At 71.6% G+C, this 23,553-nt stretch carries 25 protein-coding genes and 1 pseudogene; 13 read left to right on the top strand and 13 right to left on the bottom strand.

The genetic code is table 11. The features are described 5' to 3' along the window. Positions 1 to 59 precede the first annotated feature (59 nt). The 3 genes from ACFYP4_RS08465 to ACFYP4_RS08475 form a co-directional block, all read right to left on the bottom strand. Complete coding sequence (locus ACFYP4_RS08465) at positions 60 to 527, bottom strand: hypothetical protein (RefSeq protein WP_388783962.1); 468 nt, start codon at positions 525 to 527, stop codon at positions 60 to 62. 188 nt (positions 528 to 715) lie between these two features. Beyond that, complete coding sequence (locus ACFYP4_RS08470) at positions 716 to 985, bottom strand: hypothetical protein (protein WP_358854469.1); 270 nt, start codon at positions 983 to 985, stop codon at positions 716 to 718. Positions 986 to 1,720: 735 nt separating this feature from the next. Further along, positions 1,721 to 2,302 (bottom strand): hypothetical protein, encoded by a 582-nt coding sequence (locus ACFYP4_RS08475; protein WP_358854468.1) that lies wholly within the window; start codon positions 2,300 to 2,302, stop codon positions 1,721 to 1,723. A gap of 178 nt (positions 2,303 to 2,480) precedes the next feature. On the opposite strand from ACFYP4_RS08475, the gene ACFYP4_RS08480 reads away from it, so the two are divergent. From ACFYP4_RS08480 to ACFYP4_RS08490, 3 genes are all read left to right on the top strand, one after another. Beyond that, positions 2,481 to 3,095: a dihydrofolate reductase family protein gene (locus ACFYP4_RS08480; RefSeq protein ID WP_388783965.1), complete on the top strand. Its 615-nt coding sequence runs from the start codon at positions 2,481 to 2,483 to the stop codon at positions 3,093 to 3,095. A 153-nt stretch (positions 3,096 to 3,248) separates the two neighbouring features. After that, on the top strand, positions 3,249 to 3,743 hold the full coding sequence (locus ACFYP4_RS08485; protein WP_388783968.1) for a MarR family winged helix-turn-helix transcriptional regulator: 495 nt from the start codon (positions 3,249 to 3,251) through the stop codon (positions 3,741 to 3,743). Continuing rightward, on the top strand, positions 3,740 to 4,198 hold the full coding sequence (locus tag ACFYP4_RS08490) for a MarR family transcriptional regulator (protein WP_358854465.1): 459 nt from the start codon (positions 3,740 to 3,742) through the stop codon (positions 4,196 to 4,198). The genes ACFYP4_RS08485 and ACFYP4_RS08490 overlap by 4 nt, the downstream gene beginning before the upstream one ends. Before the next feature lie 28 nt (positions 4,199 to 4,226). On the opposite strand, the gene ACFYP4_RS08495 is transcribed toward ACFYP4_RS08490, so the two are convergent. From ACFYP4_RS08495 to ACFYP4_RS08510, 4 genes are all read right to left on the bottom strand, one after another. Continuing rightward, entirely contained in the window at positions 4,227 to 4,901 is a 675-nt protein-coding gene (locus ACFYP4_RS08495) for a response regulator transcription factor (RefSeq protein WP_358854464.1), read from the bottom strand. Between the two features lie 137 nt (positions 4,902 to 5,038). Further along, a complete protein-coding gene (locus ACFYP4_RS08500) occupies positions 5,039 to 6,412 on the bottom strand; it encodes a sensor histidine kinase (protein ID WP_388783973.1) in 1,374 nt (457 codons plus the stop codon). A gap of 10 nt (positions 6,413 to 6,422) precedes the next feature. Next, on the bottom strand, positions 6,423 to 7,670 hold the full coding sequence (locus ACFYP4_RS08505; RefSeq protein WP_388783976.1) for an acyltransferase: 1,248 nt from the start codon (positions 7,668 to 7,670) through the stop codon (positions 6,423 to 6,425). Continuing rightward, positions 7,663 to 8,658 (bottom strand): alpha/beta hydrolase, encoded by a 996-nt coding sequence (locus tag ACFYP4_RS08510; RefSeq protein ID WP_388783979.1) that lies wholly within the window; start codon positions 8,656 to 8,658, stop codon positions 7,663 to 7,665. Before ACFYP4_RS08510 ends, ACFYP4_RS08505 begins: the two co-directional genes overlap by 8 nt. A 312-nt stretch (positions 8,659 to 8,970) precedes the next feature. Between ACFYP4_RS08510 and ACFYP4_RS08515 the strand changes: the two genes are divergently transcribed. Both ACFYP4_RS08515 and ACFYP4_RS08520 read left to right on the top strand, forming a co-directional pair. Then, a complete protein-coding gene (locus ACFYP4_RS08515) occupies positions 8,971 to 9,252 on the top strand; it encodes a hypothetical protein (protein WP_388783982.1) in 282 nt (93 codons plus the stop codon). A 241-nt stretch (positions 9,253 to 9,493) separates the two neighbouring features. After that, positions 9,494 to 9,721 carry a WhiB family transcriptional regulator gene (locus tag ACFYP4_RS08520; protein WP_358854461.1) on the top strand — a complete coding sequence of 76 codons (228 nt, stop codon included), beginning with the start codon at positions 9,494 to 9,496 and terminating at the stop codon, positions 9,719 to 9,721. Positions 9,722 to 9,735: 14 nt separating this feature from the next. On the opposite strand, the gene ACFYP4_RS08525 is transcribed toward ACFYP4_RS08520, so the two are convergent. Next, positions 9,736 to 10,278 (bottom strand): hypothetical protein, encoded by a 543-nt coding sequence (locus tag ACFYP4_RS08525; protein WP_388783985.1) that lies wholly within the window; start codon positions 10,276 to 10,278, stop codon positions 9,736 to 9,738. Between the two features lie 188 nt (positions 10,279 to 10,466). Beyond that, positions 10,467 to 11,114: a class I SAM-dependent methyltransferase gene (locus tag ACFYP4_RS08530; RefSeq protein WP_358854459.1), complete on the bottom strand. Its 648-nt coding sequence runs from the start codon at positions 11,112 to 11,114 to the stop codon at positions 10,467 to 10,469. A gap of 410 nt (positions 11,115 to 11,524) precedes the next feature. Between ACFYP4_RS08530 and ACFYP4_RS08535 the strand changes: the two genes are divergently transcribed. After that, the gene (locus tag ACFYP4_RS08535; protein WP_358854458.1) at positions 11,525 to 11,977 is read left to right on the top strand and encodes a phospholipase; all 453 of its coding nucleotides are present in this window, start codon (positions 11,525 to 11,527) and stop codon (positions 11,975 to 11,977) included. Between the two features lie 117 nt (positions 11,978 to 12,094). Here the strand turns inward: ACFYP4_RS08535 and ACFYP4_RS08540 are convergent, their stop codons facing one another. Further along, the gene (locus tag ACFYP4_RS08540; protein WP_388783989.1) at positions 12,095 to 12,874 is read right to left on the bottom strand and encodes an NAD(P)H-dependent oxidoreductase; all 780 of its coding nucleotides are present in this window, start codon (positions 12,872 to 12,874) and stop codon (positions 12,095 to 12,097) included. Positions 12,875 to 13,013: 139 nt separating this feature from the next. Here ACFYP4_RS08540 and ACFYP4_RS08545 point away from each other — a divergent pair, with 139 nt between their 5' ends. Then, positions 13,014 to 13,865: a helix-turn-helix transcriptional regulator gene (locus tag ACFYP4_RS08545; protein WP_388783992.1), complete on the top strand. Its 852-nt coding sequence runs from the start codon at positions 13,014 to 13,016 to the stop codon at positions 13,863 to 13,865. A 155-nt stretch (positions 13,866 to 14,020) separates the two neighbouring features. On the opposite strand, the gene ACFYP4_RS08550 is transcribed toward ACFYP4_RS08545, so the two are convergent. Continuing rightward, positions 14,021 to 14,809, bottom strand: coding sequence for a tetratricopeptide repeat protein (locus tag ACFYP4_RS08550; RefSeq protein ID WP_388783995.1), 789 nt, complete (start codon positions 14,807 to 14,809; stop codon positions 14,021 to 14,023). 502 nt (positions 14,810 to 15,311) lie between these two features. After that, positions 15,312 to 16,079 (bottom strand): annotated as a pseudogene (locus ACFYP4_RS08555) (NB-ARC domain-containing protein); the annotation flags it as partial. Between the two features lie 886 nt (positions 16,080 to 16,965). On the opposite strand from ACFYP4_RS08555, the gene ACFYP4_RS08560 reads away from it, so the two are divergent. After that, complete coding sequence (locus ACFYP4_RS08560; protein WP_358854453.1) at positions 16,966 to 17,181, top strand: hypothetical protein; 216 nt, start codon at positions 16,966 to 16,968, stop codon at positions 17,179 to 17,181. A gap of 95 nt (positions 17,182 to 17,276) precedes the next feature. On the opposite strand, the gene ACFYP4_RS08565 is transcribed toward ACFYP4_RS08560, so the two are convergent. Then, entirely contained in the window at positions 17,277 to 17,864 is a 588-nt protein-coding gene (locus tag ACFYP4_RS08565; protein WP_388783999.1) for a TetR/AcrR family transcriptional regulator, read from the bottom strand. A 323-nt stretch (positions 17,865 to 18,187) separates the two neighbouring features. Between ACFYP4_RS08565 and ACFYP4_RS08570 the strand changes: the two genes are divergently transcribed. The 5 genes from ACFYP4_RS08570 (at position 18,188) to ACFYP4_RS08590 (ending at position 23,347) form a co-directional block, all read left to right on the top strand. Beyond that, a complete protein-coding gene (locus tag ACFYP4_RS08570; protein WP_358854451.1) occupies positions 18,188 to 18,805 on the top strand; it encodes a 2Fe-2S iron-sulfur cluster-binding protein in 618 nt (205 codons plus the stop codon). Continuing rightward, positions 18,802 to 19,794 carry a xanthine dehydrogenase family protein subunit M gene (locus tag ACFYP4_RS08575; protein WP_358854450.1) on the top strand — a complete coding sequence of 331 codons (993 nt, stop codon included), beginning with the start codon at positions 18,802 to 18,804 and terminating at the stop codon, positions 19,792 to 19,794. The genes ACFYP4_RS08570 and ACFYP4_RS08575 overlap by 4 nt, the downstream gene beginning before the upstream one ends. Beyond that, entirely contained in the window at positions 19,791 to 21,923 is a 2,133-nt protein-coding gene (locus tag ACFYP4_RS08580) for a xanthine dehydrogenase family protein molybdopterin-binding subunit (RefSeq protein ID WP_388784003.1), read from the top strand. The genes ACFYP4_RS08575 and ACFYP4_RS08580 overlap by 4 nt, the downstream gene beginning before the upstream one ends. Next, positions 21,916 to 23,070 (top strand): XdhC family protein, encoded by a 1,155-nt coding sequence (locus ACFYP4_RS08585; RefSeq protein WP_388784005.1) that lies wholly within the window; start codon positions 21,916 to 21,918, stop codon positions 23,068 to 23,070. Before ACFYP4_RS08580 ends, ACFYP4_RS08585 begins: the two co-directional genes overlap by 8 nt. A 106-nt stretch (positions 23,071 to 23,176) precedes the next feature. Continuing rightward, positions 23,177 to 23,347, top strand: coding sequence for a DUF5670 family protein (locus tag ACFYP4_RS08590; RefSeq protein ID WP_358852507.1), 171 nt, complete (start codon positions 23,177 to 23,179; stop codon positions 23,345 to 23,347). Positions 23,348 to 23,553 lie beyond the last annotated feature (206 nt).

A 23,553-nucleotide genomic window follows, 5' to 3' on the forward strand; every position in this document is an offset into this window, starting at 1 on the left:
GGCGAGACCGAGGACGGACAGGCGGACATGAGCGGGCTGGATGCTGGCCGAGCAGGGCGTCAGTGGCAGAGCACCGACGACACGGCGGCGTTGATCCTCCTGGCCTCGGCCCGCGTCACCTTGTGAACACGGGAAGAGAAGCGGGACCTCGCCGCGCTCTCCGCACCGCTCCCGCCGGCAAGGGCGGCACACTGGCTGCGCGCGCTGGCCACCGCCTTGTCCTCGTCAGCGACCAGAGCAGGACTGATCGCACTCAACGCCCGAATCAGCCGGGCCCGGGTAGCGGCATCCGGCTCGTCAGGCAGACGAACCTTGCCCTGCCCCTCACTCTTACGTCCACCCTCACCCGCATCCGGGTCCACGGACTTCCGGGGCGCGGGCGTCTGCGCCGTCGTAGCAGTAGCAGCCCTATCGGACCCCGTCTCCCCGTCACCACCGCCCTTGCCGCCGCCGCTGCAGCCGACGAGAGCAAGCGCGAAGGAGGCGAGCATCGCGGTGACGATCGCGGCAGTGGCACGGATGGGCATGATCCCCCCTGGGACGTCTGTTGCTGACCGCCATCATGCAGCAACAGAACGTGCCACCCGACCCATTCGCCCACCCCCACCTCAACTCGCCGCCGCAGACGGTCAACGCCGTCCGCCTACCGACTCAGCCTGCACCGACAGGAACCAATGGAAGCCGATAGAAACCGGTGCAAACCGACAGAAAAAGCTCAGGGACTGTCGCCGAGCCAGTCGAAACGACCCTCGTCACCAGGCCTCGGCCCGTACAGGGCGCGACCGCCGGGACCGTAGCGGCCGATCTCCGTGGGCAGCGCCACCTCACCCCGGCGCCCGCCCGGCCACCCGGTCACATCCAGCAGCAACCCGTCCAGCGGACCACCCGTCAACTCCACGTAGTCCCGCCCCGGCCGCCGCCCCCAGACGGCATCATCATGATCAACGCCATACACCCGCCCCCGCAAGAACTCATCCTCATCCACACCCACCACCCTGCCACCCACCACTGACAACGCACCCCCCAGCGGCCCGCGCCCGTTCGGTTCCTGCCTGGTCGGTCATGCGGCCGTTCCGACCCCCGGTTCCGCTGTGGGAGGTCTGAAAACGGGGAAGCCCCAGACCCTGAGGCCTGGGGCTTCCTGGCGCGCTGAACCGAGGGGGCCAGTCAGCCTCGCAGCGGACGAGGTGTACAGCGACGGCCCCGTCCGCGAGTACCTGCGTCACCGGGGCATCCAGCACACGATTCCGGAGTAGACCGACGGCCAGGCAGCCCGCCTGCGCAAAGCGCTCCGTGCATGATCGGCCGGACAGCTTCTGGCCGATCTAACCGGGATCGTTGCTGCCCGGCGTGACGACCTCGTCCAAGACCCTGCGGACCGCCTCGTAGGCCGAGGCGAAGACGGCCGCCTCCCCCGCGCCGCTCACCTCACGGCCTTCGGAGCGGCCAGTCCCAGCCCGGGCCCTCCAGCGCTCCTCCTCGCCGGCAGCCCAATCCCGCGCCCGCTGAACCCGACGCAACAACTCATCAGAATCCACCACGTCAGCCATACACGGAACCTACCCACCAATCCCCCCGCCACCCCGACCAACTCCCATCACGCAAGCACCCCGGGAGCGCCGAGGGTGTCCGCCACGGCCGGTCGCGGCAGCCGGCCGGTGGTTCGGACGCCGCTACCACCGGCCGGTGCCTGCGTAGTTCACCGGCGTGAGCGGAGCTGTCAAGCGCGCTGCGGGATGAAGGGGGTGGCGGCGGAGCGGGCCCGCTCCCACATGCCGGACATCTGCTCCTCGGGACGCTGCTGCTCACCGTGCAGTGCGTTGAGCACCACCAGGCACCCGGTCAGCGCCGGCACCGCCCACTGCGCGCAGGCCAGCTGCCGCTGGGCCGAGTCGATGTCGATGGGGTGCTGGGCGGCCTTCTCGGCGTCCTCCGGGTCGGGGGAAGAAGCGAGCTCGACCTTCTTGCCCAGGACACGGGCGTAGGCAGTGGCGGCGAGGGCCGCGACGGTGACGGCGGTCTTGACCGCGGTGGAGGCCCCGACCCCCTTCTGAGTGGCGACGCGGTGAGCGTTCACCGCAAGGAGCCCCCCGCCGCCGAACAGGTGCGCGCCGATGGCCGCAGCGTTGACGGGTGTCCACTTCGCCCATCCCGATGAGGCGATGCGCGCCCTGGCCTGGGCCGTCTCGCTCACCTCCTGTGCTGCCCCGTTGAGACCGACCGCCCCCATGAGGGAGCCGCCGAACCAGGCTGCCAGACCCACATCGTGCAGGCTGCGGATGAGGGTGTTGCGATCGGACATGACAGTGCTCCTTGGAAGGGACGAGGTGCCGATTGGAATGTCGAGTACCACTCCAGCCTCGTGGCAGCCTTCACCGGCCGCTATCCCGACTGACCCGAACGGATGCCGGGCACCCGAGCGAGCCTCTCCCCGGCCGCCTGACCGATTAGTCCGGCCGGACGATCGAGTCTGCACTGGTATGACTCGAATCATCGCTGACATCTCGGTCTCTCTCGACGGCTTCGTCACCGGGCCCGACCCCGGCCCGGACAACGGTCTGGGCACCGGCGGTGAAGCCCTGCACACCTGGGCCTTTTCCGACGATCCTGACGACCGCCGTTGTCTGCGCGAGGGCACCGCCCGCTCGGGTGCCGTCGTCCTCGGCCGTAACCTTTTCGACGTGGTCGACGGGCCGAACGGCTGGAACGACGAGGTCGGCTATGGCGCCGACCAGGTCGGCAGGCCCGCGTTCGTCGTCGTGACGAGCTCGCCGCCGGGGTCGGTGCGGCTCACCGAGCTCGACTGGACGTTCGTCAGCACCGGCCTGCCCGACGCCGTCGCGGCGGCACGCGAGCGCGCCGAGGCGTCGTCGTCGCACAGCGGCAGGAATCTCGACGTCGTCCTCATGGGTGGCGGTGCCACGATCGGTTCGGCACTCGACGCCGGGCTGGTGGACACGCTGACACTGCACCTCGCCCCCGTCGTGCTGGGCGCCGGGACACCCTTGTTCACCGGCAGGACGCCACGCACGCTCGTGCGGCGGAGCGTGACCTCGACCTCGACGGTGACGCACCTGACCTACGACGTCCTGTGAACCGACGGACGAGAACGGCCCCCTCCCGGCTATGACCGGGGGCCCAGGACCGAGCCGTCCGTGCGAGGTTCGGAGTGCACCCGCGCACCCGGCGGAAAGTAATAGCCATGAACATAGTAGCCATAGATATAGTCGCCATGTACTGTATTTGGCATGAGCAAGGTGCTTCCGGACCCCACGCCCGGCTTCCTGGTATGGCGGCTCGCCAACAAATGGCGCGTCGCGGTTGATCGCGCGGTGTCTCCGCTGGGCCTCACCCACGCGCAGTACTCACTGGTGGCGTCGCTGTACGGCATGCAGCGCGCCGGCGAGCGACCCAGCCAGCGCCGACTCGCCGACCACACCGGCCTGGAGGCGCTGTACGTCTCGAAGCTGGCGCGCACCCTGGAGTCCTCCGGTCTGATCGAGCGCACCCGCGACCCCCGCGACCCCCGCGCCGTGCAACTCGCCCTCACCGAGCAGGGGCAGTCCGTCACACGGCAGGCCATCCCCGCGGTCCAGGAACTGCTTCAGCAGTTGCTGGAGCCGCTCGGCGGCCTCGGCACCCCGCGGACGCGCGCGTTCACCGACGAGCTGACGACCCTGCTCGACGCACCCCTCACGGCATCCCTGCCGAACGACGAGAGCACGAACAGGAGAACACCATGACCACCGCCGCATCCACCACCGCCGAACCCGTCGCCGACGCCCGCGCCCTCGCTCTGGCCCACTACGCCGCCCGCGGTGTCCTGGAGCACGTCCTGGCCCGGCACGGCATCACCTTCCAGCAGCAGATCGCCCTGCGCACCGCCCTGACCGCCGACGGCCCGCTGACGCCGGACGATCTCGTCGCCCGGGTCCACGGCTCCCTCAAGGCCGACCGCGCCGGCATCCGCGCCACTCTCGACGAACTGCTGGCCGGGCAACTGCTGCTCGCGGACGGTGCGTACCTTCGCCCCACCGATGCCGCGCGCGACCTGGTCGCCGCCGTCGGCGCGGAGACCGCTCCCCTCAGCGCCCGGGTCTGGGGCGGCATACCCGCCGCGGACCTGGCCGCCACAGGCCGTGTCCTCGCCCTGGTCAACGAACGGGCCAACGCGGAGCTTGCGGCGCTGACGGCCTGATGGCCCGGCGCCCGAACAGTCCGGCTGGTCAGTAACCGGTGGGTCTCACCAGCGCCGACTCGTACGCGAACACCGCGGCCTGAGTGCGGTCCCGCAGTCCCAGCTTGACCAGGATGCGGCCGACGTGTGTCTTCACGGTCTGCTCGGCCACGACGAGGTGCCGGGCGATCTCCGCATTGGACAGGCCCTGCGCGATGAGTGTCAGGACCTGCGTCTCGCGCTCGGTGAGGTCGCCGACGCGCTCCTTCAACGGAGCTCGCGGGGTGTCGTTCAGCCGGGAGAACTCGGCGATCAGCTTGCGGGTGATGCCGGGCGCCAGCAGGGCGTCACCGGCCGCGACGATCCGCACGGCCTCGGCGAGCTGGTCGGCGGAGGCGTCCTTGAGCAGGAATCCGGACGCCCCGGCGCGCAGCGCCTCGTACACGTACTCGTCGAGATCGAAGGTGGTGAGCACCAGCACCCTGACGTCGGGGGTGGAGACGGTGATGCGACGGGTGGCCTCGATGCCGCCCAGTTCGGGCATGCGGATGTCCATCAGGACGACGTCCGGGGACAGTTCGGCGACCTGCGCCACGGCGTCCAGTCCGTCGACTGCCTGCCCGATCACCTCGATGCCGGGGTGGGCGTTGAGCAGCACGGTGAAACCCTGCCGGACCATCTGCTGGTCGTCGGCGATCAGTACGCGGATGGTGCCGCTCGTCATCGGGTCTCTTCTCCTGTCGGGGGCCGGCCGTGCGGCCTGTGGAGGTGCGGGCACGCGGGTCCTGCGGTGGATCGCGTCGTGCGCCCTGTAGATGGATCCTGCCGTGGGTACGCGTGTGGGTCCCGTCGGGGATGCGGTCACTGCGGCTTCGGACCGGGCTCGGGGAGGACTGGTGCGAGGCCGGTGGGAGGGTCGCCGCCCTCGGAGGCGGGGAGGGCGGTGCCGTCCTTCGGAAGGAACGCCGACACCGTGAAGCCGCCGTGCAGCGTCGGGTGCGCGGCGACATGTCCGCCCAGCATCACGGCCCGCTCCCGCATGCCGAGCAGCCCGTGCCCCGCGCCCGGTGAGGACCGGACCGGCCCGCTCGGGCGGGAGTTGGTGACCTCCAGGTGCAGGCCCCGCGGATCGTGGGTGACACCGACCCGCACCTGGGAACCGGGCGCGTGCCGCAGCGCGTTGCTCAGCGCCTCCTGGACGATCCGGTAGGCCGACAGCTGCACCCCCGGCGGATACGCCGACGCCTCGCCGCGCGTCTCGGCGACGACCTCGAGCCCGGCGGCACGGGTGTTGTCGATCAGGGCGTCGAGCCGGTCGAGTGTGGGCTGCGGTGCGTTTGGGGCGGTTCCGGTGCCGGTCGCGCCGAGGCCGTAGGGGTCCTCGGGGTTCTCGGAGCGCAGCACGCCGAGAACCCGGCGCAGTTCGTTGAGCGCCTCCAGGGCGTTCTGCCGGATGCCCTCCAGGTTCTCCCTCAGTTCCTCGGACGGGTTCTGTACCAGGTGCGGGGCCACCTGTGCCTGGATGGAGATCACCGACATGTGGTGTGCGACCACGTCGTGCAGTTCGCGCGCGATGCGGTTGCGCTCCTCCAGCAGGGTGCGGCGGGCGCGTTCCTCGGCGGTGATGCCGGTCTGCTCGACGAGTTGGTGGCGGGCCTCACGGCGGCCGCGCAGGGCGGTGCCGAGAAGGACGACGGCGGTGAACAGGGACACCGCCACCACGCCGGACGGCGCGTAGTTCGCGCCGCCGATCACTCCCTGGACGGCGTAGGTGGCCAGCGCGGTCAGCGCGAGCACCTCGGCCGACACCCGGGTGGGCAGCCGCAGCGACAGCAGCAGCAGGATCACGCAGTGCGCGGTCAGTCCGGGCGGCCCCCACGGCCAACTCGGGCCACCCGCGCGCGGATCGTGGAACAGCTGAGGGCGGGCGGCCAGAGCGGTGACGACCGTGATGACCAGCGACATCCACCACGCCGGCATCGGACGCCACAGTGCGAGTGCCACCGTGAGGCCCTGCGACACCGCGCACAGCACGCCGAACTGGGCGCCGAGGCGGTAACTGTCGGCCAGGAAGTCGACGTTGGCGACCGCGGAGCCGAACGCCACCAGGCAGACCAGGCCGTGCGGCAGCCAGCGCAGCCACACCGAGGGCGGCAGCGGAGCCGGGCGGACCGTCCACAAGTCGTCGCGCAGCATCCGCAGCAGGCAGGTCAGGCGCACCTCCACTCCGTTCATCAACCCCACCCTAAGCACGGCCGGCCTCCCGCAGCTCCGGGTTCTCCCGCAGTCCTCCGGCACGGACCACCCGCGATGCGGCCGCACCCGGCCTCGGAGGCCGCTTGCCGCGGCTCTCGAAGCCGTGGAACGCCGCCCAGCACACCGCCAGCACCGCGGCGAAGACCGGCAGCCAGAGCAGCCGGGCGCCCACCCAGTCCAGTTCGTCGGGCACCGTGTGCAGGCCGGACAGGCGGCCCGCCAGGAGACCGGTGGCCGTGGTCGCCATGAGGGCGGTCTGGTGCCAGAGGAACACCGTCATCGCGGACAGGTTCACCAGGGCCACTGCCGCCCAGACCGGCGGTCTGCGCATGCTCCGCCGCAGCCGGTCGCGCAGCAGCAGGGCCGCGCCGCACTGGGCCAGTCCGAAGGTGACCGCCGCGAGCGTCGGCGGGTCGAGGTTGGACACGGCCGCGCCGGGCACGCCGACCATCGACGCCGGATAGCCTGCCCGGACCACGAGAACCACCGTCGCCGCCGTCCCCGCCCCGCACAGGATCCAGCCCGCACGCCTGCCCTCCAGTTCCCCGCGCGTCCAGGCCGCGCCCAGCGTGTACGGCACGAGCCAGCCCGCCGCCACGTTCACCCGGCCGAGCCAGGACGGGCCGTCCAGACCGAAGCGGACCAGGTCCACATGGAGGGTCACGGCCAGCGGCCACAGCGGGTTGAGGCGGGCCAGCAGCGGGGTCGCCGCCGTGAGGCCCGCGAACACCAGCAGGAACCACAGCGGTGACAGCGCCAGCTTCGCCACCGTGTGCACGGTGGCGAAGGACGCGCCGCCGAGCAGCAGACACGTCGAGGCCGCCGTCCACACGGTCGTCATGGCGAGCACCGGCAGGAACAGGCGGGCCAGGCGGGTCCGCAGCCAGCGGCCGTACGTCCCGCCGGCCGCCCGGGCCGAGGCGTGGCTCCTCGTCGCCACATGGCCGCCCACCATGAAGAACACCGCGAGTGTCTGGAACAGCCAGGACACCGGGGCCAGCCAGGGCATGTGGCCCAGCGGGCTCTCGGCGCGCAGGGCACCCCCGTCGGCGACGAGCGCGGTCACCAGCCAGTGGCCGAGTACGACGCCGAGGATCGCCAGGGCACGCAGTGCGTCGACGGCCCGGTCCCGGCCGGGCGGGGTGGCCGCGTCCAGCCGGCCGACCGCCGCCCGGATTCCGGAGGAGGACGGGAGGAGGCGCCGCCGCACGGGGCGGCCGGCGGTCTTCTCAACCACGGGTGACCTCCCCCGTCCGGCCGAGGACGATCCGGACGACGTTGGCCAGACAGATCGATCCCGGCTGGAAGTAGTCGCTGTGTCCGCCGTCTCCGGCGGAGAACACCCGGGCACCGAAGGCCGGCGACAGCGGGTCCCTGCCGAAGCCGATCGTCGTGCCGAACAGGCCGACGTCGGCATGCGGGACCTCCGCGACCCAGTCGCCGCCGCCGCGCGCCGCCCACACCCGCGCCCGGGTCCCCAGGTCCGCCGCCGAGTCCCTGCCCGTGCCCGGACTCGCGAGGAGGACCAGCTCCGCCACGTCCAGACGGTCGGCGGCCCGCCCGCACACGACCGAGCCGTACGAATGGCACAGGAGCGTGATCCGGGTGTCCGGGCCGGCGATGCGGCGGGTGGTGCTCACGAGATCCCGCAGGTCCGGGGCCGCTTCGTCGGCCCGGTCGGGGGTCAGCGCGGTGGTGCTGACGGTGCCCGGAGTGGTGTAGCCGAGCCAGGCGATCACCGCGGTGCCGGTGCCGGCCGGTCCCTGCCGGGCGAGTGCCCTGCGGAGGGACACCGCGGCGGCGTGGAGCCGCTCGTAAGTGTCCAGCGAGGTGTCCGAGCCGGGCACGAGCACGGCGACGTGGCGGGCGTGGGGCAGGTCGCCGAACACTTCGGCCGCCCGGCCGGAACCGCGGCCGTCGAAGGACAGGAGTCTGCGGGAGGGCCGCGCGAGCGCACGGTCGGCCGAGGCGCGGTGCCGGTCCCCGTGGCCGGCCGCCATGCGGGCCGCCAGCGCGGCGTTGGCCCGGTTGGCCGCGTACGCCCCCTCCAGGGTCGACGCCGTCACCGGTGCCAGGTCGGCGGGGGCCGGGGCGGGAATGCGCGGCCGGACCGCGGCCGTGAGCGGCACGACGACGGCCGCGGTGACCAGGACGGCCAGCAGGGCACGGACCCGTCGCCGGGCGTGGACGGTTGTGCCGTCACGGGCCGGTGCGCCCTCGCGCACCCCGGGCCCGCGCGGTGCTCCGCCGTCACGCTCCGGCCTGCCACCTTCCCGTCGGCCCGCCGCACCGACCGTTGCGCCCCCTGCACGCCTGCTGCGCCCTCGTACGGCGAACCACCCCGCCCCGACCCCCATCGCCCCGCGCCTCCCCGACCGCTTCGCCCGGCCATCGGGCTTCGCTGGAGGAAAAGTTAAGGATCACGGACCGTCGCCCGCGCCCCCCTGGGGAGGTGTCCTTGGAGGTAGCTCTCAGGTACTAGGGGTATGACACCTCCCTCGACCACCGGGTCCGCTCCCCCACGCATGCTGGGGGCGATGAAGATCAGCGGAAGGGCACCGGTGTTCCCGGGCGTACTCGACGAGGCCGGGCGGCCACTCGCCGTAGGCGCGCGAACCCATCCGGAGGCCGCGCGCCCGCACTTCGCCGGATACACCGATCCCCTGCCAGGTGTCCTTCGTCAGGCGGGCATCGAGGCGCACGCGATCACCGACGTGTTGCGGCGCCAGACGGCGCGGGCGCCCCTGCTCGCCGCCCGCGTCGGTGACCGCTGCAGGGAGTGGTGCGCGGAGCCGCGACGAGTCGTTCGAGCACGGTGAGGACGGGCAGCTCACGGCAGGTCCTGCGGTATGGACCAAACGGGATATATTGCATATATTTCTCTTCACCCTGCCGGGTCGCGCGGTGCCGTGAGGCGCCGCGACACTCGCCTGCCCGTGGGCGGGCCAAGAGACCGGCGGAGGTTTCGATGGTTCACTCAGTACCTTCTCCCCACGACGGCCGGTGGCCGCTGCCCCGCGGTGGCGCAGGCCGCGCGACGGACCGGAAGGGAGGCTGTGCATGAACTGGCGCGAGCTGGCCGCCTGCCGTTCCGAGGATCCGGAACTCTTCTTCCCGGTCGGCGAGGACGGCCTGTCGCGGCAGCAGATCGAGCGGGCCCGTGCGGTCTGCCACCGGTGTCCCGTCGTGAGGGCATGCGGCGCCTGGGCTCTGCGCAACGGCGAACGCGACGGCGTGTGGGGAGCGATGACCGTGGAGGAACGCCGGAGGCGACGGCGGCGCGTCTGAGCAGACGCGCGGCGTCAGGTGACGGCGCGGACGTTGCGCTTCGCCGCGGCCGCCACGTGGACCCCGGTGATCTTCACGATCTCGTGCCAGAACGGCTTGGCCGTCAGGTAGGCGCCCAGCGCGGACATCGCCCCCAGGGAGACGTCGACACTGAGGCGTCCCCGCTCGCCCCAGTAGTCGTCGCGCAGATCGAGCAGTAGCGCGAACTCGTCGCAGATGAGCGCGGTGCCGCAGCCGTAGGCGGTGGCGACGACCGGGTGTCCGACGGCCCGCTCGTCCCCGCGGACGGCGATCAGACCTACGCCGGTCAGTGCGGCGATGCCGAAGTTGTAGTGATGCAGGTGCTCCCCGCCGACGGACATGTTGCCCCAGGGCAGCCAACCTCCGCGGATGCCGTGGGTGATGACCCTGACGGTGCCGAAGGTGACTCCGAAAGACACCCAGGTCATCAGCAGGGACCGCTGCACCGGCGTGAGATGCGTCCTCGCCGTCTGGCGCCACCGCCGTACGAGTTGCCGCCCTCCCCCGGCGTGGCGGTCTTCCGTGCTCGTCCTCATCGCTGACGCCCTTCTCGTACCCGAACAGGCCGGCGATCATCAGCAGGGTCCCGGCGACGGCCACCCGGTGTGAACGTCCGGTGGGCGGCACGGCCTCGTCCCGCGCCGGGGTGTCGCCGCACGAGTCCATTCAGCGTCCGGGGCGAGCGGGCCGCAAACGGTGGTGATCCGTTGGGGGGCGCCGGTGGCTACGCCTTGCGGGCGAGCAGCTGAACCTCGCGGAACTGCCGCCGGTCGGTGGGCTGGGGTTCCCGGATCATCCGGGCCACCTCGGCCAGCCCGGAACTGCGCAGCATCCCTGCGAGGTGATCGGGCGACCACCGGTAAGCCGGCGCGACCGCGTGATCGAAGACCTGCGTCGCGTGAGACGGATCGTCGCTAGCCGAGAAGCAGATCAGAAGGTGGCCGTCCGGTCCCAGCACACGATGGAACTCGGCGAGGACGGCGGGAAGTTCGTGCGGCGGAGTGTGGATGATCGACCAGCGGGAGAGTACGCCGCCCAGCGTTCCGTCGGCGATGCCCAACGCGGCCATCGAGCCCACGTCGAACCGCAAGCCCGGATATGCCTGGCGTGCCAGCTCGATCATCACGGGAGAGGCGTCGACCCCGAACGCCGTCAGCCCCAACTCGTCCAGATGGGCGGTGACATGACCGGGCCCACACCCTAGGTCCGCGACCTGACCGCCGCCACTCGTTCGTACGGCTTCGGCGAAAACCGCCAGTACCGCACGGTCCAGGGGGCTGTCGCGGAGCGTGTCGCGGAACAGTTGCGCGTAGGTGGTGGCAGCGGCGTCGTAGGCCTCGCGGGTGGCGCTGAAGGCATCGTGTTCGACCATGCCCGGGACAGTAGTACCGGACGCCGCGGCGTACTCGACTCGCCTCACCACCCTTGGTGCCGAGCTTCCGCAACACCTCGGTGATGTCGGCCCGGTACGTCCGTAGTGCTCGCAACCCGGCTGCGTAACGGTCACGATGCCGTGCCATGCCGGGGTAGGCCGAAGGGTCAGAGGGGTTGACGCACAAGGGACCGGCGTGAGACACGCGCCGCCGCCAACACCGGTTGCGAGAAGCCCGGTTGTCGCACGGACGTCGCAGCCCCGCACTCCCGCTCGTCCGCGCCTCGAATGCGAGTGGAGTTCACGATTCCGTGGGGCGGCAGAGGTGTGAAGGGGTGCCCGGGAAGCACATCATCTTGACATGAACCTGCGGTCCGAGAGGCGGACCGCAGCCTCGTGGAGGTGTGGGAATGCACCGCAGACTCGCCACCGGACTCGCCGCCTCGGCGCTGGCCGTCACTACCGTCATCGCCGGCGCCGCGACCGCCGACGCAGCACCCGCCGACAAGGCGCAAGTGCTGGCCGGCTGGACGCAGACCAGCGCGTCGAGCTACAGCGCCTGGACCGCCGCCCGGGCCAACCAGTCCGCCTGGACGGCCTACGGGTTCGACTGGTCCACCGACTACTGCTCCACCTCGCCGGACAACCCCCTCGGCTTCCCCTTCAGCACCTCCTGCGCACGGCACGACTTCGGCTACCGCAACTACAAGGCCGCCGGCACCTTCACCGCCAACAAGCCCCGCGTCGACAGCGCCTTCTACGAGGACCTCAAGCGTGTCTGCGCCCGGTACAGCGGCGCCACGAAGACCACCTGCGACAGCACGGCATGGACGTACTACCAGGCCGTGAAGGTGCTGGGCTGACGGACGCCGCGCGCCAGCACCCGCCGACGTATCAGCCGACGTTCGCGTGAGCGCCCGCTGATACGTTGCGCGGCACACGGCCCTCAACGCACCCCGGCTCCCTGTCCGCGTCGGCGGTCAGCCGCGCACGTGCAGCCCGAAACCCGTGCGGCCCGCCGGTTCCAGTCCCTCCTTCAGGTGCAGCGAGGGGATCTCGTAGTCGCCGAAGTTCTGCCGCCGGAACGCGATCGGCTCGGTCGACTCCAAGGCCAGCAGGCGCTGTTCCCAGGCCTTGGCGATGTCCGGGTAGTCCTCGGCGGTCGTCCGGTCGGCGCCGTACAGCACGAACGGCGGCAGCACCTCGATGCCCGGGTAGTAGAGGATGCCGTGCTGGATCGGGAACAGCAGATCGTCGATGGGCCCGCCGATCCCGCGAGCGGCGTAGTGCGGCTCCGGGCCGCCGACGGTCACCGACAGCACGGCCTTCCGGCCCGCGAGGGTGCCTTCGCCGAAGCGCTCGCCGTACTTCGTGTCGCTGTGCTCGCCGACGCCGTACGCGAAGTGGAAGGTGAACACCCGGTCCACCCAGCCCTTGAGGATCGCGGGCATCGTGTACCACCACAGCGGGAACTGGAAGATGATCGTGTCGGCCCACAGCAGCTTCTCCTGCTCGGTGCGGACGTCCGGCGTGAGCGTCCCGGCGTCGAAGGCCCGGCCCGAGTCCCGGGCGACCTTCAGCGGGCTCGATGCGTCGGGCCCGTAGTCCGTGGCGTCCACGACCGCCTTCCAGTTCATCGCGTACAGATCGCTCACCCGTACCTCGTGCCCGGCGCTCTCCAGCGTGGACACCGCGAGATCCTTCAGCGAGCCGTTGAGCGACTTCGGCTCCGGGTGGGCGTAGACGATCAGCGTCTTCATGGGAACTCCTTCGGATCGGATGCCTCCGATCCTGGACGTCCCGCCGTCCGGCATTCAGGGGCCCCTCATCCGTCGGACGGGACTTCCTGGTAACGGCAGGACCACCCTCACGGGCCCCTGCCGAAGCCATACTGGGCACATGGACGATCTCGCGGGCTTCCTGCGGACCCGGCGTTCCCGGGTCGACCCGGCGGCCGCCGGCATCCCCACCGACAGCCGCCGCCGGGTCGAAGGGCTGCGCCGCGAAGAGGTCGCGCACCTGTCCGGAGTCAGCGTCGACTACTACGTACGCCTGGAGCAGGGCCGCGCGACCCAGCCCTCCGAGCAGGTCCTCGACGCGCTCGCCCGCGTCCTCGACCTCGACGAGACCGAACGCGGACACCTCTACCGGCTTGTCCGACAGCGCCGCCACCACGCGAAGGCACCGAGCGGGCGGGTCCGGCCGGAGCTACTGCGCGTCCTGGACCTGGTAGTCGACGCACCCGCGCTGATCATGAACCACCGCATGGACGTACTCGCCGGGAACCGCCTCGCCGGACTCCTCTACGGCCGCCCGATGCCGGGCCTGAACACCGCCCGGCACATCTTCCTCGAGGAAGCCGAGCGCGGCCTGTACGCGGGCTGGGAGAACTGCACCCTCGACGCGGTCGGGCACCTGCGCCTGGCCGCTGGCAAATACCCCGAGGATCCCCGCCTGGCCTCACTCATCGGCGAACTGGCGATGGGCAGTGAACGCTTCCGTCGCCTCTGGGCCCGCGCGGACGTGCGCGCCCGCACCCACGGACGCAAGACGTACCGGCACCCTTTGGTCGGACTGCTGGAACTGCACCATGAGAACTTCGCGCTGCCGAACGAATCAGGCATGGAGCTGCTGGTGCTGCACGCGGCCCCCGGCAGCCCCGCCGAGGACGGACTGCGCCTGCTCGCGGGCCTCGGCGCGGACAACGGCGGGGGCCGGCCCGCGGTGGACGCTCCGGTCCGCGAGTCTTAGCCAGAGCCAGGAGACGGCCGCCGTGCTGGAGCGAAGAAGCCGTCCGGTGCCGGCGAGGTGACGAAGAGGGAGCGGACCTCGCGCCGGACGGCGTCGCAGGGTCGGTGCACCGCTCGGCCTGTGACACGGCGATCACGCGGCCTGTGACACGGCGATCACGACCGCAGGGTGCGGCCGCTGTGCTGGGTGTTGGCCGAAGTGAGGTTGTCCCGTACCGCCCTCGTGATCGGATGCTCCTCGCCCAGCACCCGTTCGCAGGCGGTGAGGGTCTGCTGGTACAGCGGGATGGCCCGTTCCACGTCCCCCGCCGCCTGGTAGGCGCCGGCCAGGTTGTTGCGGGAGGCCAGGGTGTCGGGGTGGTCCTCCCCCAGTACCCGCACCAGGTCGGTGAGGGTCTGTTCGTGCAGCGGGACGGCCTGTTCCAGGTCCCCCGCCGCCTGGTAGGCGTCGGCGAGGTTGTTGCGGGAGGCCAGCGTGGAGGGGTGGTCCTCGCCGAGAACCCGCACGGTGGCGGTGAGGGTCTGTTCGTACAGCGGGATGGCCCGTTCCAGGTCCCCCGCCGCCTGGTAGGCGTCGGCAAGGTTGTTGCGGGAGGTCAGGGTGTCCGGGTGGTCCTCCCCCAGTACCCGCACCAGGTCGGTGAGGGTCTGCTGGTGCAGCGGGATGGCCCGCCCCAGATCCCCCGCCGCCTGGTAGGCGTTGGCCAGGTTGTTGCGGGAGGTCAGGGTGTCGGGGTGGTCCTCCCCCAGCACCCGCACGGCGTCGGTCACAGCGCGTCGGAGGTGGCTGAGCGCCCGGGTGAGCTGGCCCTGATTGTCGAGGAATTGCCCGGTGCGGTTGAGGAGGTGGACGGTTGTGGCGTCGTCCGTGTCGGCGGGTGCGTGGGCAACCAGGGCGTTGACGTGGGGGAGCAGGGTGCCAGGTGGGCCAGGTGTCGGGGGCACTCCAAATGGTGGGCAGGGCGGTGTTCAGCTGGATGGTGGCGTGGGTGCGGGCCTGGTCGATGAGGTGCGGGGTGCGGTGGGGGTCGTCGGGGTCGGGGGTGCGGGTGAGGGCCTGGACGAGCCGGTGGACGGTGAGGGTGTTGGTGGCCGGGGCGGGGGTGATCATGCTGTAGGCGGTCAGGAGACCGAGCGCCTCGTTGAGGTCGGGCGGGTCGGCCAGGCCGTCCAGGAGGGTGACGGGAATCCGGTCGGGCGCGTACCAGGCCAGCAGGCGCAGCAGGTCGGCGGCCTGGGGCTGAAGTCTGGTGATCTGTCTCAGGGTCACGTGCCAGATCCGGGCGATGGTGCGCTCACGTGGGGTAATGCCGACGGCGCCGGAGCCGTACATCGCCGCCGGGTAGTCGTTGAGGAGTGCGAGGTAGGCGCGGGGGGTGGTGAGCGCGTTCTGCGCGAGGTAGGCGGCTGCCTGTTCGACGGCCAGTGGCAGCAGTCCCAGCTCCGCGCACAGGTCGTCGGCGCCGTCCAGATCCCGCCCGGGAGCGGTGCTCAGGGCAATGCGCGTGAGCAGGTCGAGTGCGTCGGTCTCGTCCAGGACGTCCAGGCGTACGGCCTCGGGGGCGTGGTGCCATACGGTGGCGAGGCGGCTGGTGATCAGGTAGCGCCCCTGTGCGTGAGTGCGGGCCAGGAGCGGGGCAATGTGAGCGGGGTCGTTGACGTTGTCCAGGATCAGCAGCCAGCCGGTGTGGCTCGCCAGCCACTGCATAGCCCACTCCGCCAGCTCTTTGAGGGGCAGGGCAGCGGTGGTGAGGGCCGGTTGCAGGGCGCTGGCCAGGTCCGCGAGGCCGTGCTGCACGCCGTCTGGGGTGTCGGCGGCAATCCACCGGACGGGGGCGCAGTGGTGGGGGCGGGTGGCGGTCCAGTGCACGGCCAGGGTGCTCTTGCCGATGCCGCCCAGGCCGTGCACGGCCTGGGCGACGGGCCCGCCGGGGGCGGCGAACGCCGCGTCGAGTCGGTCCAGTTCACGCGTGCGGCCGACGAACAGGTCCGGACGCGCTGCCTGGGTGTCCAGCCCGGCCCGGGCCGGGACCTGATCGGGCGGACGCAGTGCCTCGGAGGGCAGGGACACCGCGGTGGAGTGGTCACCGGTCAGCACCGGGGCGTAGTTGTCGCGCCCGATGGCGGCGGCCCGTTCGGCATTCGCCGCCACCTGTGCGCCGGGGCCGGTGCCGGGTGGCGGCGGCCGGCTCGTCCGCCGGGAGGGCCACCTCATGGAAGGGGGTTCCTGGGCTGGTCGCCAGTGGACAGAGGGCCCGAATTGCTCCCGCCGACGCCGATCGCGCGGTCCCCCGTGGCGGACGCCGTCCCCGCCGTGGGCGTGAGCGGCGGTGGACCCGCGGCGAGCGGGTGTTCAAGCGGCGGGGCAGCCGTGGGCGGGGCGGGCGCCGTGGTGTCGCCGGTGGTAACAGGAGCCCAGTTGTCCCCGCCGACGGCGGCGGAGCGTTCTCCTGTGGCCTGGACCGAGGAATCCGTACGTCCGGCTGTGGAGGCCCGGGTGGCGAAGGCATGGCCCCACAGGACGCCCAGCGAGCCCAGCACCGCGCCCAGGGCGGAAGCCAGTGACCAGCGGATCGCGGGATCCTCGAGCAGCGAGGGCAGCACCACCGCCCCGCTCACCCATGCCGGTACGGCGAAGGCCGCCGCCGTCACCAGCCCCGCCACCAACCACCTGGCGTTCCGTCCCATGCCACCGCCCCTGACCGTGACGCATATCCCTGTCCACCACGATGGCAGCAACGACCCGGCCCGGACCCGCTCTTGGCTGGTCGGGACCGTGCGCATACCACCGTCCAGTAGAGCAGCCGCCCGGCGGGGACCGCAGCCAATCATTACAAACGGTGAAAGTCCGGCTTCATGCCATCATTTACGGGTGCGGTGCGAGCCGCCGGCGTCGTTCCGCCCTGCGCGGCGGCATTCTGACGCTCAATAAGTCGGCGGCATCGTCGCCCCACTTGGCCAGGGCGCTGCGCACAGGGCGCTGTGCAGCGGGCACGCGGCCTCAGGATCCGGCCGAACGGGAAGGCCGACCGCCACTTCGACGCGGCAGCCTTACAGTTGAAGCCACGCCAGGCATCCCAATTCGAGGAGAAGCACCACTCGTGCATGACGCACCGATCTACGCCCAGCTGATCTCCGAACGCGGCGACATACCCCTTCAGGTCCGTACCGAGGCCCGCCGGATCCAGCGCGAACTCGAGTGGATCCTCCACTCGGAACCCGCGTCCGACCGCCACCTGCCCAGGCTCCCCGCCGCGTCGCCCCCGACTTCCCCTCCCCGCCAGCTCGGATCCGGCTCCCCCCACTGGTTCGCCTGACGGGTCCGCGTTTCAGCGGAGCGCACGCGCCGATCCCCCTCGCGTCCTGCCCTGTCGGACAGCGGGCCCCCCGGCCGGTCCTTTCGGGTCCCGTCTCAGCTCTCCCGGCGGCCGGAGGCCCCCGCGCGCAGTCCGTCCATGACGAGGTCCAGAAGGCGGCCGGCGCGCGACTGCCAGTCTCCGTGGGGGTCGAGCTGCCACAGACCGGCGATCGCGAGGAAGAAGTCGTCCCCGGTCACTCCCGGGCGGATCGTGCCGGCCTCCTCGTTGGTGCGCAGCAGGAGCTCCGCAGCGGAGGTCACGGGGGTGTGTCCCGGCTTCGCCGGGCTGCCCGGCGCGCTGGTGGCCTGGCGGATCGCGTCCGCGAGGCCGGCCTTGGTCATGGCGAACCGGGCGAGGTGATCCATCCACTCACGCAGGGCCCGGACGGGCTCATGCGTTTTGAGCAACTCGTGGGCGGCGTCGGCGACCTGCCGCATCTCGTGCCGGTAGAGCTCCAGGACGAGAGCCTCGCGGCTGGGAAAGTTGCGATAGAACGTGCCCTGCCCGACGCCCGCCTTCTTGGCGATCACGCTGAGAGGCACGTCCGCACAGCGTGTCAGCTCCGCCAGGGCCACTTCAAGGATCCGCTCGCGGTTCCGTTGCGCGTCCGAGCGCAGCGGTGCGTCCTTCTTCTGCTGCACTCGTCCTCCTCATGGTCGCGTGGCCGAAACCTGTCCTTGCTAAGCGGACAACTGTCCACTACGTTTCCAGGTGAGCGGACAATTGTCCGGTTGGGCTCACCCTAGCGGGTGGGCGGCCGGCCGGGACAGCCGGTGATGGTCGGCCCCGGTCTTCCTCACGGCATCCTCCCTGCTTCCGGCCTGCCCTCGCTCCGCGGGGCGTGGCCTCCCCCACAGCCGCCGACACATCCCAGGCCCCTCCTGCACACGTCTTAGCGTCTTCCGATTCCTCTGCTGCCGGACCGTCTCCGCGAGGTGGTCCGGAATGCGAAAGAAGGCTGATCATGGCCCCAGCACCTTCGTCGACGTACAGCGCCGTCACCCTGAACATCAACGGCGAGAAGCACACGCTGACCGTCGACCACCGCACCACCCTGCTCGACGCACTGCGCGAGCGCCTCGATCTGACCGGCACCAAGAAGGGCTGCGACCAGGGGCAGTGCGGGGCCTGCACCGTCCTCGTCGACAAACGCCGGGCCGTCGCCTGCCTGCAACTGGCGGTGGCGGCCGAAGGCCGGGAGATCACCACCATCGAAGGCATCGCCGAGGGTGAGCAACTACACCCCGTGCAGCAGGCGTTCCTCGATCTCGACGGCTATCAGTGCGGCTACTGCACGCCTGGCCAGATCTGCTCGGCCGTCGCCGTCATCGAGGAACACGCCGCCGGCTGGCCGAGCGCCGTCACCGACGACGTACGTCCCGAGGCGGGGCCGCCGCCGCTGACCCCCGAAGAGATACGAGAACGGATGAGTGGCAACCTGTGCCGCTGCGGCGCGTACGTGTCGATCGTGCGGGCGGTCGCCCGTGCCGCCGAGGCCGACGCCCGAAACGCCCGCGCAGCGGACGGCGACCGGACCGCGAAGGACACACGGCCCGCACAGCAGGAAGGGGCGTCGGCATGAAGGAGTTCCGGTACGAGCGCGCTGTCGACGTCCCCGGCGCCCTCGCCCTGCTCGACGCCGACCCGGACGCCCGGTTCCTCGGCGGAGGAACCAATCTCGTCGATCTGATGAAGACGGGCGTGGAACGGCCCGGCCGCCTCGTCGACATACGCGAACTCCCCCTGGACGCCATCGAATCGACCGAGGACGGCGGGCTGCACATCGGTGCGACCGTCACCAACAGCGACCTCGCGGCGCACTCCGCCGTCCGCAGCCGCTACCCCGCCCTGAGCCAGGCGGTACTGGCCGGCGCCTCCGGGCAGCTGCGCAACATGGCGACCGTCGGCGGCAACCTGCTGCAGCGCACCCGCTGCGGCTACTTCGCCGACGTCACCAAGCCCTGCAACAAGCGCGTCCCCGGCAGCGGTTGCCCCGCGATCAAGGGTGAGCACCACAACCACGCGGTGCTGGGTGCTTCCGACCACTGCGTGGCGACCCACCCCTCCGATCTGGGGGTCGCACTGACGGCTCTCGATGCCCTCGTCTCCTACGAAACGGCGGACGGGAAGGGCCGGTTGCCCCTCAACGACCTGTATCTCCCGGTGGGTGACACCCCGCACCTGGAGACAGCCCTTCCACCGGGTGCACTGATCACCGGCGTCACCCTTCCGCCCGCTGCGGTGAGCGCCAACTCCCGCTACCGCAAGGTGCGCGAGCGGGCCTCGTACGCCTTCGCGATCGGTTCGGTCGCTGCCGCGCTCGACGTGCGGGACGGCGTCGTACAGGAGGTGCGCCTCGCGTTCGGGGCGGTCGCGTCCCGGCCCTGGCGGGCCCGTACGGCCGAACAGGCCCTGACCGGCGGGCCGGCCGAGGCCGCGGCCTTCGCCGCGGCCGCAGACGCTGAACTCGCGGCCGCCAGGCCGCTGTCGCACAACGGATACAAGGTGACACTGATGCGCAATCTCACCGTCGCCGTGCTGAGCGAACTCGCCGAGGAGGCCTCCCGATGACCACGACCACGACCGGGGCCACCGCGACGAGGAACGCCGTCGGAACCGCACACACCCGCGTTGAGGGCCGCGACAAGGTCACCGGAGCGGCCCGCTACGCGGGAGAGATCCCCTTCGCCGAGCTGGCACACGGATGGCTGGTGCTGTCGACGGTCACGCGGGGCCGCGTCCGGTCGGTGGAGACCGCCCCGGTCCTGGAGATGCCGGGCGTCCTGACCGTCCTGCATCACGGGAACGCCCCGCGCGTCGACATCGACTACGTGGGCATGCTCGGGATGTCGCCGGACCCGACCGCCGCCGTGTTCCAGCACGACCGGGTGCCGCACGCGGGCTGGCCGGTGGCGCTGGTCGTCGCCGAGACCTCCGAGCAGGCCCGGGAGGCAGCGGAAGCACTGGTGGTCCACTACGAGGAGGAACCGCACGACGTCGCCTTCTCCGGTGGGCACCCGGACGCGTACACGATGCCCGGACCGGGCGGCCCGGCGGAGACGGAGAAGGGCGACCTCCAGGCCGAACTCGCGTCCTCCGCCGTGGTCCTGGACGCCGAGTACTCCACTCCGGAGGAGCACCACAACCCGATGGAACCCCATGCGGCGACGGCCCTGTGGGACGACGGCCGGCTGGAGGTGGTGGACTCCAACCAGGGCGCGGTGTGGGTCGCGGACGAACTCGCGAAGATGTTCTCGCTCGACGCCTCGTCCGTGCGGGTGCGGTCCGAGCACGTCGGCGGCGGCTTCGGAAGCAAGGGCCTCCGCGCGCACCAGGTGGCCGCCGTGATGGCGGCCACCGTCCTGGCACGCCCCGTCCGCGTCGTCATGACACGACGTCAGATGTTCTCGCTCGCCGGATACCGCAGCCCCACCGTCCAGCGCATCCGGCTCGGCGCCGACCCCGACGGACGGCTGCGCGCGCTGGAGCACAGTTCCCTGAGCCGGACCTCGACCGTGCACGACTTCATCGAGGCGAGCGCCGGCGTGGCCCGGGTCATGTACGACGCGCCCGCCCATCGCACCGCCAACCGGGTCGTACGGCTCGATGTGCCGACACCGACGTTCATGCGTGCTCCCGGTGAGGCGCCGGGGTCGTTCGCGCTGGAGTCGGCGCTCGACGAACTCGCCGAGAAGTGCGGCATCGACCCGATCGAGCTGCGCCTGCGCAACGAGCCCGAGGTGGGTCCGGTGTCCGGGCTGCCGTTCAGCACCCGCAATCTGCCCGCCTGCTTCCGGGAGGGTGCCCGCCGGTTCGGCTGGGCGGACCGGGACCCGCGCCCCGGACTGCGCCGGGACGGTCGCTGGCTGCTCGGCACCGGCACCGCGGCGGCCTCCTTCTTCGTCGGAGCCGCCCCGTCCACGGCTGCCGCCACCGCGGAGGCCGACGGCACCTTCACCGTGCGGATCAGCGCCGCGGACATCGGAACAGGCGCACGGACCGCACTCACCCTGATCGCCGCGGACGCTCTGCGGGTACCGACCGACCGGGTACGCGTACGGATCGGTGACAGCGACTTCGGCCCGGCGATGATCGCCGGCGGCTCGATGGGCACCCGGTCGTGGGCCTGGGCGGTCACGGCCGCGGCCGGGGAACTGCGGGAGCGGCTCGCCCTGAGCGACGGCATCCCGGCGGAGGGCATCACCGTACGGTCGGACACCACCGCGGCCGTCGGCGCCCTCGCGCAGAAGGAACGGCACTCGTTCGGGGCGCAGTTCGCCGAGGTCGCCGTCGACGTGACCACCGGAGAGGTGCGGGTCCGCCGCATGCTCGGCATCTTCGCCGCCGGCCGCATCGTCAACCCGCTGACGGCCCGCGGCCAGTTCACCGGCGGAATGATCTGGGGCATCTCCATGGCCCTGCACGAGGAGGCCGTCAGGGACCGGATCACGGGCGCCCACTACGGCGCCGACCTCGCGGGCTACCACGTCGCCACGCACGCCGACGTACCCCTCGTCGAAGCGGACTGGGTGGACGACCCGGACCCCGATGACCCGGTCGGCATCAAGGGCATCGGCGAGATCGGCATCGTGGGCGCCGCGGCGGCGATCGCCAACGCCGTGTGGCACGCGACCGGTGTACGTCACCGCGCCCTGCCCATCCGGCCCGACCGCGTCCTGGGAGCGGCCGCACATGCTTGACATCGCCGACGAGCTGGCCCTCTGGTTCGAGGAAGGCCGGGAGTTCGCCGTCGCCACCGTGGTGGTCGTCGGCGGGAGCGCGCCACGCGGCCCGGGCGCGGCCCTCGCCGTCGACAGCGCCGGCACGGTCATCGGCTCGGTCTCCGGCGGCTGTGTGGAAGGTGCCGTGTACGACCTGTGCGTCCAGGCCCTCCAGGACGGCGAGACCGTCCTGGAGCGGTTCGGCTACAGCGACGAGGACGCCTTCGCCGTAGGGCTGACCTGCGGCGGAACCCTCGACATCATGGTCACGCCGGTCGCCGCGGGGGCACCGGCCCGTGAACTGTTCCGGTCGGCTCTGTCGGCCGCGGCTTCGGGTGAGCCCAGGGCCCTCGCGCGGATCGTCCGGGGCCCGGCCGAACTGCTGGGCAGGGCCCTGCTGGTGCACCCCGACGGATCGTACGAGGGGTCGTACGGCAGCGGCTCCCCGGAACTGGACCGGACCGCCGCGGCCGAAGCCCGGGCGATGCTGGACGCCGGACGCACCGGCACCCTCGAACTCGCGGAGGACGGGACACACTGCCCCGGCGGGCTCACCCTGCTCGTCGAGTCGAACGTGCCGCCGCCCCGCATGATCGTGTTCGGCGCGATCGACTTCGCCGCGGCGCTCGTCCGGGCCGGGAAGTTCCTCGGCTACCACGTCACGGTGTGCGACGCCCGCCCCGTCTTCGCCACCCGGGCCCGCTTCCCCGAGGCGGACGAACTCGTCGTCGACTGGCCGCACCGCTACCTGCGACGCACCTCCACCGACGGTCGCACGGTCCTGTGCGTACTCACCCATGACGCCAAGTTCGACGTCCCCCTGCTGAAGCAGGCGCTGCGGATGCCGGTCGCGTTCGTCGGAGCGATGGGTTCGCGCCGGACCCATGCGGACCGTGAGCGGCGGCTGCGGGACATCGGTCTGTCGGACGCGGAGTTGGCGCGCCTGAGGTCGCCGATCGGCCTCGACCTCGGAGCCCGGACGCCCGAGGAGACCGCGCTGTCGATCGCGGCGGAGATCATCGCGGCCCGGAGTGGCGGCACGGGTCTGCCGCTCACCGGTTCGCGGACGCCGATCCACCGCGACCGGGGGCAGGAGGACGCGGGCGACGCCACTGAGGCCGCCTGACCCACTCGGAAGGCCCGGAGGCCGCCGACTGGCCGCGGAGCCGCGGGAAAGTTCCAGGTGTGCGGGTGATCGGGCGGGGCATACGGCGGAACGGAGGTTGATAACTATGGTTCCCCTGCTTCTCGTTCTTCTGCTCGCCCTGATCCTCTTCGGTGCCGGGTTCGCCCTCAAGGCACTCTGGTGGATCGCCGTGATCGTCCTGGTCATCTGGCTGGTCGGCTTCTTCGCACGCTCCACCGGAGCAAGCGGCAGCCGAGGCCGCTGGTACCGCTGGTAACAGCCGCACACAGCCGACCCACGGGTGGGGGCGCACCGACAACCGGTGCGCCCCCACCCGTTTCCGTCGAACACCCGCACACCCTTTGTGCCCAACTGCCCGTTACCACCAGCCCCACCATGGGTACCCGACCGGCCTGGTCCGGGACCGGGGCCCGGCGCCGGCACGGGAACCCCGGCACCTCCACCGGGAACCGGCCCCGGGCC

Origin of the sequence: Streptomyces sp. NPDC005551 (assembly GCF_042871785.1) — a bacterium.
Taxonomy (GTDB): domain Bacteria; phylum Actinomycetota; class Actinomycetes; order Streptomycetales; family Streptomycetaceae; genus Streptomyces.

Coding starts and splice junctions, on each gene's coding strand:
- ACFYP4_RS08465 (WP_388783962.1), bottom strand. CDS start 527: ATGCCCATCCGTGCCACTGCCGCGATCGTCACCGCGATGCTCGCCTCC.
- ACFYP4_RS08475 (WP_358854468.1), bottom strand. CDS start 2,302: ATGTCCGATCGCAACACCCTCATCCGCAGCCTGCACGATGTGGGTCTG.
- ACFYP4_RS08480 (WP_388783965.1), top strand. CDS start 2,481: ATGACTCGAATCATCGCTGACATCTCGGTCTCTCTCGACGGCTTCGTC.
- ACFYP4_RS08485 (WP_388783968.1), top strand. CDS start 3,249: ATGAGCAAGGTGCTTCCGGACCCCACGCCCGGCTTCCTGGTATGGCGG.
- ACFYP4_RS08490 (WP_358854465.1), top strand. CDS start 3,740: ATGACCACCGCCGCATCCACCACCGCCGAACCCGTCGCCGACGCCCGC.
- ACFYP4_RS08495 (WP_358854464.1), bottom strand. CDS start 4,901: ATGACGAGCGGCACCATCCGCGTACTGATCGCCGACGACCAGCAGATG.
- ACFYP4_RS08500 (WP_388783973.1), bottom strand. CDS start 6,412: ATGAACGGAGTGGAGGTGCGCCTGACCTGCCTGCTGCGGATGCTGCGC.
- ACFYP4_RS08515 (WP_388783982.1), top strand. CDS start 8,971: ATGAAGATCAGCGGAAGGGCACCGGTGTTCCCGGGCGTACTCGACGAG.
- ACFYP4_RS08520 (WP_358854461.1), top strand. CDS start 9,494: ATGAACTGGCGCGAGCTGGCCGCCTGCCGTTCCGAGGATCCGGAACTC.
- ACFYP4_RS08525 (WP_388783985.1), bottom strand. CDS start 10,278: ATGAGGACGAGCACGGAAGACCGCCACGCCGGGGGAGGGCGGCAACTC.
- ACFYP4_RS08530 (WP_358854459.1), bottom strand. CDS start 11,114: ATGGTCGAACACGATGCCTTCAGCGCCACCCGCGAGGCCTACGACGCC.
- ACFYP4_RS08535 (WP_358854458.1), top strand. CDS start 11,525: ATGCACCGCAGACTCGCCACCGGACTCGCCGCCTCGGCGCTGGCCGTC.
- ACFYP4_RS08540 (WP_388783989.1), bottom strand. CDS start 12,874: ATGAAGACGCTGATCGTCTACGCCCACCCGGAGCCGAAGTCGCTCAAC.
- ACFYP4_RS08545 (WP_388783992.1), top strand. CDS start 13,014: ATGGACGATCTCGCGGGCTTCCTGCGGACCCGGCGTTCCCGGGTCGAC.
- ACFYP4_RS08570 (WP_358854451.1), top strand. CDS start 18,188: ATGGCCCCAGCACCTTCGTCGACGTACAGCGCCGTCACCCTGAACATC.
- ACFYP4_RS08575 (WP_358854450.1), top strand. CDS start 18,802: ATGAAGGAGTTCCGGTACGAGCGCGCTGTCGACGTCCCCGGCGCCCTC.
- ACFYP4_RS08580 (WP_388784003.1), top strand. CDS start 19,791: ATGACCACGACCACGACCGGGGCCACCGCGACGAGGAACGCCGTCGGA.
- ACFYP4_RS08585 (WP_388784005.1), top strand. CDS start 21,916: ATGCTTGACATCGCCGACGAGCTGGCCCTCTGGTTCGAGGAAGGCCGG.
- ACFYP4_RS08590 (WP_358852507.1), top strand. CDS start 23,177: ATGGTTCCCCTGCTTCTCGTTCTTCTGCTCGCCCTGATCCTCTTCGGT.